Annotated in this window: 6 protein-coding genes; all 6 read left to right on the forward strand. The window is 40.6% G+C overall.

Annotated elements, in window-relative coordinates:
• Positions 1–8 precede the first annotated feature (8 nt).
• The 6 genes from ACXYMT_RS05720 (at position 9) to ACXYMT_RS05745 (ending at position 14,223) form a co-directional block, all read left to right on the forward strand.
• Positions 9–449, forward strand: a complete 441-nt coding sequence (locus ACXYMT_RS05720) for a hypothetical protein (RefSeq protein ID WP_459058125.1) — start codon at positions 9–11, stop codon at positions 447–449.
• An 891-nt stretch (positions 450–1,340) separates the two neighbouring features.
• Entirely contained in the window at positions 1,341–4,562 is a 3,222-nt protein-coding gene (locus ACXYMT_RS05725) for a SusC/RagA family TonB-linked outer membrane protein (protein WP_459058126.1), read from the forward strand.
• A gap of 14 nt (positions 4,563–4,576) precedes the next feature.
• Complete coding sequence (locus ACXYMT_RS05730; protein WP_459058127.1) at positions 4,577–6,370, forward strand: RagB/SusD family nutrient uptake outer membrane protein; 1,794 nt, start codon at positions 4,577–4,579, stop codon at positions 6,368–6,370.
• Between the two features lie 30 nt (positions 6,371–6,400).
• A complete protein-coding gene (locus tag ACXYMT_RS05735; protein ID WP_459058128.1) occupies positions 6,401–7,957 on the forward strand; it encodes a DUF5123 domain-containing protein in 1,557 nt (518 codons plus the stop codon).
• A 216-nt stretch (positions 7,958–8,173) separates the two neighbouring features.
• The gene (locus tag ACXYMT_RS05740) at positions 8,174–12,370 is read left to right on the forward strand and encodes a T9SS type A sorting domain-containing protein (protein ID WP_459058129.1); all 4,197 of its coding nucleotides are present in this window, start codon (positions 8,174–8,176) and stop codon (positions 12,368–12,370) included.
• On the forward strand, positions 12,367–14,223 hold the full coding sequence (locus ACXYMT_RS05745; RefSeq protein WP_459058130.1) for a right-handed parallel beta-helix repeat-containing protein: 1,857 nt from the start codon (positions 12,367–12,369) through the stop codon (positions 14,221–14,223). The genes ACXYMT_RS05740 and ACXYMT_RS05745 overlap by 4 nt, the downstream gene beginning before the upstream one ends.
• The last annotated feature ends 190 nt before the right edge of the window (positions 14,224–14,413 follow it).

Here is a 14,413-nt window from a genome sequence, read left to right on the forward strand (position 1 = left end):
GAAAAATTATGAAAAGATCAATAATGATTTTAGCTGTTTCTTCGATGATATTTTCTACAGTAATTTCTTGTAAAGATGCTGAAGAGAAGAATGAAGAAGTCATGGAGATGACGGAAATGGAAGAGTCTTCCATGGATATGAATGACAATATGAATTCTCTTGATACTACTATGGCTGGTGAGAAAGAACTTGAGAATACAGATCTTGTAGATTCAGGTACATACACAGGAACTGCTACAATTGTAGATTCGCAACAGGAAGAAGTTTATGTTCAACTGAATGATACTACCATCATTGAACTCTACTTCTCTAATGATACTCAAATCATGCGCAATGGGCAAACGGTGGACTTCGATGCTCTTAAACAAGGGCAGAAATTAGAAGTCCAGGTAGAAAGAAGTGGAGAGTCTTTAAAACCTATGAGAGTTTCAATTATTGGGGAGTCTTAAAAGTATTCATTATGTAAAATGATCCGCAGTGAGAGCTGCGGATTTTTTTTGTGGTTTAAACATTGGTTACAAATCGGCCTCATTTTTACTAAGTAATTGATAGAATACGGGATAAAGGAGGTTTAACTGGTCAACAAGTGCTTCTTCTAAAGTATAGCCTTTGTGAGAAGGTTTAAATAGTACTAATAGACTATTCAGTGATCGCCAGCCTTTGCATTCCCAATATTTATAAGGGAAATCTGTCCCTGGAGTATTGCTACTTTTGCCGGTTATTAGTTATGTAGTTGTTTAGAACTTCGCTTGATCAAAAGTATAAGCAGGATTTTATTTGAGTAAGAATTCTTATCTCAAGTGTCCTTATGAAGTCTAAAATTCCTTTAGATTTGTTTGGGTTTGGATTGAGCAAATCCTCCTGCTTTTCTCTTTTCCACATTACTGCGTTTCTTTTTCCATACTCCCGTAATCGATTACAATAAAAGGATTACGGTCCTCCTTTCAAAAAATATTTATAGATAAAGCAGTAATAAAACTCGAGCAAAGACTTCTGGCAGAAGACCTTTTAGCTATATTTTAGTAAAATCCTAATTTTCTATTAAATTTATCTATAAGAAAATTTGTTTTCATGATATAATTATCTAGGTTTGTGTAATCGATTACATTGTGAAATTGTCAATGTAACTCCTTTTTAATTTTCGCCTTAACAAGAAAAGTGTTTTTTAGGAGCTTAGACTGTCAATTTCATTTGCTCATTCTGTTATTTCATTCTAGCCATAATGAAAAAGTTGCTTTACAGGTCAAGTAATTTCTTGGTTAAACGAAATCGTTTGAGTTGAATATGGAGGAGCATAAGCTCTCAAAAATGATCAAATCTAAACCAAATTATTTTGTACTATGAATTCTAAACTAAATGAGCTGTCTTCGCGGGTATCTCTGTTCTTACTTGGTTTTTTCCTTCTGCTGGGAGCAGGGGCAAATGCTCAGGAGAGTGTTACTGTTAGCGGTACAGTAGTGGACGCCGAATCTCAGGAGCCTCTCCCCGGGGTGAACATCCTTGAAAAGGGTACTTCTAACGGAACAATGACCAACTTTGATGGGGAATATTCTATAGAGGTTTCCGGACCTAATGCTGTTCTGGTCTATAGTTTTATGGGATTTCGGCCTCAGGAAGTTAGGGTTAACGGAAGGAACAATATTAAAGTCGAGATGCAATTAGATCAAAATGCGCTGGATGAGGTCGTAGTTGTAGGTTATGGTACAGCAAGAAGATCAGATCTCACCGGTTCTGTTGTTTCTATTTCGGGAGAAAAACTTGATGAGCAGGCCAGAGCCAGTGTCGCAGAGACTTTGACAGGTAGACTGCCGGGGGTTCAGGTTTTATCCACTGAAGGTTCTCCAGATGCCGAGATCAATATTAGAATACGGGGTAATGGTTCCTTAACTCAGGATAGTTCTCCTTTAATTATAGTAGATGGTTTCCCGGTAGCCAGCATGGGAGATATTAGTCCTACAGATATAGCTAGTATCTCTGTTTTAAAAGATGCCTCCTCTACGGCTATATATGGTTCGCGGGGAGCCAATGGTGTTATTATCATCACAACTAAAGATGGTGTTAGTGGTAAGATAAGCGTGAGTGTCAATGCTTTTCACGGATTCCAAAAAATCGCAGAGACTATTGATGTTTTAGATCCTGCAGATTTTGTTAAGTGGCAGTATGAATATGCCTTATTAGATGATCCTGAGAATATTGATTCATACGAGAATTACTTCGGACTTTGGCAGGATTATGATCTCTATGTTGGCCAGGAAGGTAATAACTGGCAAAAACAGGTCTATGGAAACATGGGTGAAGTTCAAAGTCATGACATCTCCATTAGAGGTGGATCTGAAAAGGCGAGCTATAACTTTAATTACGCCCATTACGATGTTAGCACTATCATGATTGGTTCGGCCTACAAAAGGGATAACCTTGCATTGGCACTTAAGAGCCAGGCAGGTGAAAAGGTGGATCTTTCCTTTACCGTTAGATATTCAGATACTGAGATCGACGGGGGAGGGACAAATGAGCAGAATGAGATCTCTTCTGCAGATTCCAGATTGAAATATAGTGTACAGTATTCTCCTATACCTATTTCTGGTCTTACTACAACTAACACAGATGAGGCTTTGGCAGGTTACCTGGTAAATCCTTTCGTTGCAACTTCCGATAATCAAAGACAGCAATTGAGGAGAAATTACAATATGCTGGGAAGCTTTGGCTGGGACATAATGGATAATTTAAGGTTCCAATCGGATTTCGGGCTTGATTATAGAATTGAGCAGGATTACCGCTACTATGGAAGGTCAACTTATTATTCCAGGAACAGACCTTCTGCTGATAATCAGGGATTACCTTCACTTGTTTACAGTGATCGTAAGCGGGAAAGCTTTAGAAATGCTAATACACTTAATTATAATTTTGAGGAATATCTTGGAGAAGATCACAATCTGAAATTACTTCTTGGGCAAGAGATGATCGTCACCAATGATAACGAGGAGACTGCTGAGATACAGGGTTTCCCGAAAGATTTCGACTTTGAAACTACCAGGAAACTAACTACCCAGGGTATACCCCAGTCTGTAGATAATTTTTATCGACCAGATGATAAATTGTTGTCTTTCTTCGGCCGTGTGAATTATGATTTCAAGAATAAGTATCTCATCACAGCTACTTACAGGGCAGATGGTTCCAGTAAATTTTTAGGAGACAATCGCTGGGGGTATTTTCCATCGGCTGCAGTAGCCTGGAAAATGAGCGAAGAGAATTTCCTGCAGGATGTAGAATGGCTTGATGCGCTTAAGTTAAGATTGAGTTATGGTGAAGCCGGAAATAATAACATTCCTGCTGGGCAAACGGTTCAGAGTTTTCAGTCCAATACTACAACTTACCTAAATGGTATTCCAACCTACTGGTCTGCTTCAAGAGTACTTGCCAATCCTGATCTTAGATGGGAGACAACGGTAACGCAAAATGCCGGTCTTGATTATGAACTCATGAATGGCATGTTAAGAGGTAGTATTGAAGCTTATAAAAATGTCACGACAGACCTCTTGCTGGCCTTTAGGACTCCCGGTTCGGGATACGAATTTCAGTATAGAAATCTGGGAGAGATCCAGAACACAGGTATTGAAGGGGCAATAAATTACAACCCGATAATGGAGGAGGACTATGGACTTAGTTTTGCTTTAAATATGTCGGCAAACAAAAACAGGATCAACTCCTTAGGTTCCCTGGAAAATTATCAGGATTATTCCGGATGGGCATCATCAGAGATTGGAAGTGACTATGCAGTATGGGTGGGACAGCCTGTAGGAGCCATGTACGGTTACAGGAACGACGGTAGATATGAGGTTTCTGATTTTAACTACGATCCAGCTACAAATTCTTATACCTTAAAACCCGATGTCGTGGACGCTACAGATGTAGTAGGACAATTAATGCCTGGATCCTTAAAGCTAGAGGATATCAATGGAGATGGAGTTGTAGATATTAATGATAATTCCATCATAGGGGATGCCAATCCAGACTTTACAGGTGGATTTGTTATAGATGCTTACGCTTATGGATTTGATTTCTCGGCTGCTTTTAACTTTAGCGTAGGGAATGATGTTTATAACGCGAATAAAGTTCAATTTACAACTGCTAATGAAAATGGTCAGTATCGTAACCTAAGTGCTATTATGGCCGATGGGAACAGGTGGACAAATCTGAACCCGGAAACCGGACAGCTCATTACAGATCCTGATGCACTTGCGGCTGCAAATGCCAGCACCACCATGTGGTCGCCTTATATGCGTAATTACGTTTTTAGTGATTGGGCAGTAGAGGATGGTTCTTTTCTGCGATTGAATACACTTACTTTGGGTTATACCTTACCCGCGTCTCTGGTATCCAGAGCTAACCTTACTAAATTAAGATTTTACGCTACGGCAAATAATGTATTTATCCTTACCGATTATTCCGGTCTTGATCCCGAGGTTTCTACCAGAAGAAAAACTCCGCTTACACCGGGAGTTGATTATTCTCCGTTCCCAAGAAGTAGACAAGTGGTATTTGGGTTAAACCTTAATTTTTAAAAATTTAGATGAAAATGAAAAACTTAATTAAAATCTGTTCGGTACTTCTCCTTACATGCATGATGGCATCCTGTGAGGAAGAATTTATAGATGGAGATTTCCTTGAAGCTCCGGCAAAATCTACTCTTGATGAATCTACAATTTTTTCTACAGTAGATTTGGCAAAAGGAGCTGTGGATGGAATTTTAGAGCCAATGGGTCAGACAAATTCTTACCGTGGTCGATTTATTCCTTACTATGGCTTTAATACTGATGTAGAATATAATTATAGTGCCGGGGATGAAGGTACAGATGCAGATCTTGTTTATTACGATGCCAAGCCAACTAACTCAAGGATGAATACAGACAATAATGCCTGGGCTATGATGTATCAGGGGATCGAGCGGGCAAATATTGTAATTCGGGGTCTGAGAAACCATGGAAATCCTGAGCCAGGTAACGAATTTGGACAACTTCTGGGAGCTGCACTTACCTATAGAGCAGTATATTATGCCGACCTTATGAAAGCCTGGGGGGATGTTCCTGCTCGCTTCGAACCAATTACTTCTGCAACACTGTACTTACCTAAAACAAGCAGGGATACCATCTACAAAAAGCTTATTGCAGATTTAGGGGAAGCATCTACTTTGGTTGCATGGCCAAACGAAACCGCTGCCACCTCCTCTGTGGAGCGCATAAACAAAGCATTTGTAAAGGGACTGAGAGCCAGACTGGCCCTGGTGGCAGCAGGTTATCAACAGTATCCTGACGGAGTAAGAAGGAGTAACGATCCCGATCTTTCCGTTGACAAAATGTATCGTTTAGCACTTGATGAAGCAAGATCTGTCATTAATAGCGGTAGAGCACATTTAGAGCCTTCTTTTGAAACTTTTTGGAGGAAGTACAATAGGGAAGACATTAATGCAGGTGGAGAATCTTTATGGGAAATTCCTTTTGCAGATGGACGGGGACGGGTATTATTTTCCTTTGCCGTACGTCACCGGAGTGTAGACCAGTTTACCGGTCAGCCAAGAGGTGGTACCGCGGGACCTACACCAACTGTTTATTACGATTTTGATGAGGATGACACCAGAAGAGATGTCACCGCTGTGCCCTATCAATGGGGTGCTGCTGTAGACGGTGTTGCACAGCAGGAGCTAACTGGTATTGATATGTGGTATTTTGGGAAATATCGGTACGAATGGATGGATCGCTATGTAACCTCTACCAATGATGATGGTGTTAATCTTATTTATATGAGATATGCCGAAGTTCTCTTGACTGCTGCTGAAGCCGCCAATGAATTAGAAGGACCTGGTGCGGCAGCACCATATTTGAAGGAAATTCGTCGTAGAGCCTTTCCATCTGCACTTCATGCTGAAAAAGTAGATGCTTATGTAGATGCCCTTGGTTCTAAAGAAGAAATGTTCAAAGCAATTGTAGAAGAATACAAGTATGAATTCACAGGGGAAATGGATAGAAAAATGGATCTAATCCGTTGGAACCTGTTAAGTGAAAAGCTTGAAGAAGAAAAACAGGAGTTGGAGAATCTTGCAAACAGAACAGGAGACTACGCAAATGTGCCAACCACCCTTTATTATAAGTATGAAGATGATGGTTATACTCTTGATATCTATGGTTTAAACAGAGGGGAAACCGGTAATCCCGGACCTGAATATTCGGCATACCCATGGGATCAACCATTGGAGGAGATTCAAAATACCCTTGTCAAACCGGGAGTAGATCCTGATACTAGACAGTTCTGGCCAATTTGGCAGGTCTTCATAGATGCAAGTAATGGTCAATTAGTAAACGATTACGGTTACTAGAACCTAATAAAACGGAATAATTTATAAGTTATGAGAGTAAAAGATATCTTTAAGAGTTTACTAATAGCTATTCTGGTTGCAGTGACTGTCACAGCCTGCGATTATGATGAAGAGCTGATCGAAGAGCTTCCGGTAAACAGGGAATTTGCACCGGTTAATTTAAGAACCTTTGTTAGGAATCAGGTAAATGTAGAGTTGAACTGGACGGTAGACGAAAATGCAAACAGTTATATAGTAGAATTTGCTAATGATTCGTTGCAATTCAACAACATAGTAAAAACCCTTGAGGTGAAACCAAATGAGCTGCCAGTTCTGGTGCCTTTAGAAAGTGAAACCTTATATTCTGTTAGAGTAAAAACCATAAGTGACAGGGGGCTGGATGATTCCTCCTGGGCAGTAACCACCTTTAGAACCTTGACCGAACAAATCTTTATAGAAGGTCAAGATGGAGATATTAAGGCCAAGGAAGCTACCCTGCGATGGGTGCCGGGAAGTGATGTTACTGAAATAAGCTTAAGCCCGGGAGATATTACCTATACTATAACCCCCGAAGAAATGGCGAGTGGTGTAGCTACAGTTAGCGGTCTTTCATCTGAAACCGAATATACTGCCACTTTATACAATGGCACCAGTATTAGAGGTGTTATAAAGTTCACCACAGGCATTGACATTGGTGATGGAATATTAATTACTGCTGAAGATGATTTATTACAGGCTATAGCAGATGCCAGTGCAGGAGATATCCTGGTTCTTGAACCCGGTGATTATACTGCCCAAACTGGAACAGTAACTCTTGATAAATCCTTAACTATACGCGGTCTAAGAAGTTACGACAAACCACTCCTACAGCTGAATTTTGAAATAGTAGGAGGAGCAGATGATGTTGCACTAATTGATCTTGATCTCATGGGAATGGGTGAAGGTTCTTCAGAACTTCAGGATGTGGTGAGATATACCGGCCCCGGAAATTATAACTCTCTATTGATTAGTGGTAGTAATATCCATGACTATTCACGTTCTTTCATTGCAGGTAATGAGACTGATGCGATTTTACAGACCTTAACTGTAGAAAATAGTATTGTCTACAACATCTTTACTTCAGGAGGGGATTTTATAGATTTTCGAAATTCTGATGTGCTTAATATCAACCTCATAGATAACACGTTCTATAATGTTGCTCCGGGGAGGGACTTCATAAGAATGGATGCTAGTGGAACTTCTAACGATACAGGCTTGACTTCCAACATATTGATCGACAGTAACACAATTTATGCTGTTTCCGACAATGACAGTAGAAGATTGCTATATGTTCGTTTTGTTTCCAATGATGTAACAGTAAGGAATACTTTGATAGTGAATACAGCATCTGAAGGTTACGCAGATAGAGAGGGAATAGATGAATCGCCGACATTTAGTAATAACAATTATTTCAATGCACCGGGATTCTATGACACTAACCAGTATATCTTCGACGACAGCAGTTACACGACTTTAGATCCTGGATTTGTAGATCCATCAACTGGAGATTTTACTGTGACGAACCAAACAATAATAGACAATCAGGTGGGGGATCCTCGCTGGAGATAATATGGAATTTCAATAATAAATATGGGAAAGGGCCTGCATCATAAAGATGTACGCCCTTTTTTATTTCCCAAAGTGGTAACAGTTGAAACTTATCATGATCTAATTTCTGGATTATGACCTGGGGCATTTGATGTCAGAATGTAACAACTTGAGTTGCTTATTTAAACAACTCCGAAACCAGGATATGATACATTATAAACTTTAATCTTTTATGGAATGATGAAACGATTACACTTATTATGCCTTTTCCTCTTAATGGGGATTTTCGCAGGAGTTTCTCAGGAATCCTCAGATCTGCCCGATGTTTGGGATTTTGGAGCTACTCAGCTTGACGATTCTCAATTTAATAATCAGTTATCAGTTGAAATTATCAACTCATGGTATGATGAATCTATTACCCCGGGAACTTCAGGCCATACTTTGCCCGACTTCACTGTAGGTGATCTTAGTTTTACCGGGGGTGGAAGCGACCGTTTGAGAACTACCAATACGGCTCTTACCCGCTATGATGAAAATATTGATGAACACGAGGATTTTAAAGGTCGGGTCTATATTAATTCTTCGGGAGCAACAGGAAGATATTTCAGTCTCAATTTAGATGAGAATGATAAAGTAAGCATTTGGGCACTTACCCAGAATGGTACGGGAAACATCCATTTTGAGTATGTTGCCGATCCGTCCTTGCAGAATGAAGTAGTTGCTGTAGGAGAAGAGCTCACTGAACTGAATTTCGTTGCTCAGGCCGCCGGAACCTATCGTATTTATGATAGTAGTGATAAGCCGAGCTATTTCAGAATTATGCGAGAAAGCGGCACCGGTTCTGCAGAATCAGATAATGCTGAAGATGTATGGGACTTTGGTGCTACTCAACTGGATGCGTCTCAGTACAACAATCAGCTATCAGTAGAAATTATTAACTCTTGGTATGACGAATCCATCACGCCGGGAACTTCAGGACATACTTTGCCAGATTTTACTGTTGGAGATCTAAGCTTTACCGGCGGTGGAAGTGACCGTCTGCGAACCACCAATACGAATCTCACCCGGTATGACGAGAATATTGATGATCATGAAGATTTTAAAGGAAGAGTTTATATCAACTCCTCGGGGGCTGCGGGAAGATTTTTTAGTCTTGATCTGGAGGCCTATGATGAGGTAACGATTTTTGCACTTACCCAAAATGGCACGGGAAATATCCATTTCGAAAATGCTTCCGACTCCTCTATACAAAACGATGTGGTAGCAGTTGGTGAAGAAATTACCGAATTGAACTTTACCGCTAAAGCAGCGGGAACTTACCGTATCTATGATGATACCGATAAGCCGAGTTACTTCAGGATCCTTAGAAAAAGTGCAACTTTTGCTACAGTAAGTGGTAATGTTGATGTTGCAGCAGCTTCGGATATTCCTGCCGATTATCAAATCGTTTTCACCAACGAAAACGGTGATTCCTGGAGTTCTTCCCCTTCTGAGGGTGCTTATACTATAGAGGTTCCTGCTGGTTATACCTATGACATATCCTTAGAAGGAGCCGATGGTTACTCAATCATTGGAAGTACTAATATGCAGGTTTCAGAAAATACTGCTCTTAATCTTTTGGTTCAAAAGGATGGAGCTACAGGAAATGGATTACCCGATGTCTGGGATTTTGGAGCAACACAATTAGACGAATCTCAATTCAATAACCAGCTTTCCGTCGAAGTTATCAACTCCTGGTATGACGAATCCATAACCCAGGGAACCTCAGGTCATACCTTGCCAGATTTTACAGCAGGAGATCTTAGCTTTACCGGAGGTGGAAGTGACCGTCTGCGAACCAGCAATACAAACCTGACCCGCTATGACGAAAACATTGATGAATATCAGGATTTGAAGGGAAGAGTCTATATCAATTCTTCGGGAGCTACTGGAAGATTTTTTAGCCTTGAACTGAACGAAGATGATGAGGTCACTCTTTGGACCCTTACGCAGAACGGTACAGGAAATATTCATTTTGAATATGTAGCCGATCCGGACCTGCAAAATGATATTATTGCTGTAGGAGAAGAGCTTACAGAAATAAGCTTTATGGCTAAAGCTGCAGGTACTTATCACATTTATGATGACACAGATAAGCCTAGTTACTTTAGGATTGTACGTGATGCTGCGACCTACACTACTGTAACAGGTAACGTCGATGTGGCAGCAGCCGAGGGTATTCCGTCAGATTTCACTATAGTGTTTACGAATGATTTTGGAAAGACCTGGGAACTTCCTTTTACTACAGGAGGATCGTTTAGTGTGGTCCTTCCTGTTGGACACCAATATGAAGTTTCTCTGGATGGAGCTGAGGGTTATTCTATTGAAGGTAATGCAGGCCTCGAAGTAACAGAAAGTACTACTTCATTCGATATCAATATAGGTAAAGATCTGGTCTATGTAGAAGGGCTGCCAGATGTTTGGGATTTTGGAGCAACTCTACTGGACGATTCTCAATACAACAACATGTTGAATGAAGCCAGAATTAACTCCTGGTATGATGAATCAATTACTCCTGGAACCTCTGGCCATACCTTACCAGACTTTACAGCCGGAGATCTTAGCTTTACGGGAGGTGGAAGTGACCGTCTGCGTACCACCAACACCAATTTAACCCGATATGACGAGAACATTGATGAGTATGAAAATTTCAAAGGAAGAGTTTATATAAATTCCAGAGGTGCTACCAACCGTTACATGAGCCTGGAATTGGAGGAAGATGATAAGGTTACTCTATGGGTGCTCGGCCAGGATGGAAATGGTGAGCTTCATTTTGAGAATGTTGCAAATCCTGAGATACAGAATGATGTTGTAAGTGTGGGGGGCGAACTTCAGGAAGTGAGTTTTGTGGCAAAGGCCGCTGGAACTTATCACATTTATGATACTGCTGATAAGCCAAGTTATTTCAGGATTATTAGAACGCCTGCCACTTATGTGAATTTGACGGGTACCATTGATCTAACCGAAGCACCGGGAATTCCCGAAGATTATTCCATAGTATTTTCTATTGAGGAAGGTAAGACCTGGAAGGTTGATCCAACCGATGGATCATACCAGCTTGAACTCCCGGTGGATTTTAATTACAACATTTCTCTTGAAGGAGCAGATGGATATGTGATTACTAATGGCTCATCCTTGGAACTCACCACAGGTGTATCCACTCATGAGATTAGTATTAAGAAAGTTGAGATCTATCCTGTTACAGGGTCAATTGTAGGTCTTGGTGAAAAAGTGGGAGATTTAACCTTGACGTTTACTCCGGCTGCCGGCACTGGTGCACTTTACATTCCGCAACCTGTAATCGATACAGATGCGGGTACCTACAGCGTAAAACTTGAGCCAAATATTCAGTATACCATTACAGCTGATGGTGTAGACGGATATTATATTCCCGAGAATACTCTGGAGATTACAGGTGAAACCACAAGTGATATAATCTTTGAGGCTGAACCCAACGGGCCTTACGGTGATATTGACGGGGACGGAATACTCAATGCTGTCGACAACTGTGTCTCAACTCCTAATCCAGATCAGGCCGATGTTAATGAAAATGGTGTTGGAGATGTATGTGAGGATGATGATGGAGACGGAATTATAAATTATGACGATAATTGTCTGGATACTCCCGAAGGTGCAATTGTTGATGTCTTTGGCTGCGAAGTTTTCAACCTGTCAGCAGATAATTATAATTTGACCGCCCATGAGGTAAGCTGTAATGGAACTAATGATGGTTTTATTGCTGTCAATGCTGAAGATCCTGATTATACTTATTCAGTTTCTGTGTTTGGTCCTACCACAGGTTCTGCAACCTTATCATCATCAAATAATTTTTCAGCCAATATTGGAAATCTTCCGGCAGGAACGTATGATGTATGCATTACCGTTGATGGCCGGGATGATTATGAACAGTGCTTTAGAGTGACCATAGAAGGGCCGTCTCCTCTGGAAGCCTATTCGGATGTCAACTATGCGAATAATACAATGAATTTGTCTCTCGATGGAGCGGAACTATATAACATTCAGCTTAATGGTAACAATATCACCACATCCCAGTCAAAAATAACTTTAGATCTTAAACCAGGTATGAACAGGTTTACTGTAACTACAGATTCCGATTGTCAGGGTATTTTCTCTGATGAGGTCTTTTTATCTGAAGAGGTGGTGCTTTATCCAAACCCAACCAAGGGTGATCTGAAAGTTTATATCAATGGAACAGACACTACAGTAGATGTTTCCCTTATAAATATCAGTGGAACTGAATTTATTTCTGAAAAGATGGATGTTTCATCAGACAGACTTATTCAGCTTGACCTTAGCAATTTTAGAAATGGAGTATATTTTTTACAAGTAAAATCAGCTACGGTTAACAGAACTTTAAAAGTTATTAAATCATGAAAAAATTTATAAACATACCTTTTAGCAAGATGCAACGTCTCCTGGTTCTTTTCATAGTTGCTTTAGCTGTGTCCTGCTCCAGCGATGATGATGAATTAGATGTGAACACTGCAGTTCCAGGGGTAGCCAGCCTGGTCCTTCCACAGGACAACACTCAATGTGAAGTAGGGGATGTGGTAGCTAATATGGCTGAAGTGTTTTTTGAATGGAATGAAGCCACCGATGCTGAAAGCTACGATCTGGTAATAACCAATTTAGCTACTCAGGAAGTAAAGCAAAGGCCAAATCTAAAGGAGACCAGTCTTATGGTAAGATTGGAAAGAGGGCATGCCTATTCCTGGAAGATCATCTCAAAGAATTCTGGAGAAGAGACTACAGAGTCAGACTCCTTCAGGTTCTATGTTGCCGGTGAGCCGGGTTCTAACAATGTCCCATTTCCGGCAACACTAACCACACCCACCTCCGGAGTAACGGTATCACCTGTTGATGGAAAAGTTACTCTTGAATGGGAAGCTGCCGCGACGGACACAGATGGAGATCCTCTGGTCTTTACGCTATTTGCAGATACGGTTGATGGGAATCAGGAACCTCCGGAAGAATGGAAAGGTCTAACGGTAAATTCTTTGGAAATAGAGGTGGAGCCCAATAGTTTGTACTATTGGCACGTTGAAACCAGCGACGGAAGCAATACAGCTATAAGTAACACCTACTCGTTCAAGACAGGAGAGAACACCTCTTCAGTACAGGGCAAGGTGGTAAGTTCACCCCAGGAGATCTTAGATGCCATTGCAGCTGCGGTCCCTGGTGAAAATATTTATATCCGTGGAGGAGAATATGTTTTTGATTCCACAATTAAAATAAATGCTAGTGGTAGTGAAGATAATGTGATCTCCTTATTGGCACATCCTGAAGATGAAACAAGACCTAAATTTGACTTTTCCTCAATGACTGAAAATTCTTCAAACAGAGGAATAGAACTGGAAGGTAGTTACTGGCATATCAAAGGAATAGATGTTTTCAAAGCCGGCGATAATGGGATGCTTATAACAGGTCACAATAACCTTATCGAATTCTGTACTTTTTCTGAATGTTCAGATACAGGACTTCAGCTGGGAAGCGGTGCATCCAATAACACTATTCTTAATTCAGATTCTTATTTCAATGCCGATTCAACTTTAGAGAATGCCGATGGTTTTGCAAGTAAATTGGATGTGGGCACCGGCAACAAGTTCGTAGGATGTAGAGCATGGCAAAACCTTGATGATGGATGGGATGGCTATCTTAGAAATGCAGATAATGTCACTACAATTCACGAAGATTGCTGGTCCATTCAAAATGGTTATTTAAAAGATGGATCTGTAAGCGGCGGAGACGGAAACGGCTTCAAGACAGGCGGAAGTGATGATAAGGATCTAAAACACAATGCTATTTACATAAGATCTATTGCAGTAGGTAACAGGTTTGATGGTTTTGACCATAACAGTAACAGGGGAGAGGTAACACTTTATAACTGCTCTGCATATGATAACGGAACCAATTATGGCTTTGGCAGTACAAATCCTCTTGAAAAGCTGACTATAAAGAACAGCAACGTGCTTGGAGCAGTTGGAAGTATTAATGCAACTACTCTTGATGTGACCAATAACAGCTGGATGGAAGGAATTGAATCTTCTGTGGATGATTTTGTGAGCATAGATTATTCACAACTAACGGGACCTAGAAAACCTGATGGAAGCCTGCCCGATGTAAACTTTTTCCACCTGGAACCGGACAGTGATATGATAGACGCGGGAGTTGATGTTGGCTTGCCTTACAACGGCTCTGCGCCAGATCTTGGAGCATTTGAATATTAAGCTGCCATGATACAAGGGAATTATTGAGCTTTATGCTGAATGATTCTTAGTAGATAGGCACTCTCGTCTCAATCTTATCATTGGGTGATTGTGCCTATTTAGTTTCAGGAGTTTTTTGTAGCTAACTGAGGCAAACGTGCTTTCAGGTTGAACAGTCCTGTAAAAGATCCAATAAACGTATTGAAAATTA

The organism is Salinimicrobium sp. CAU 1759 (assembly GCF_054482715.1).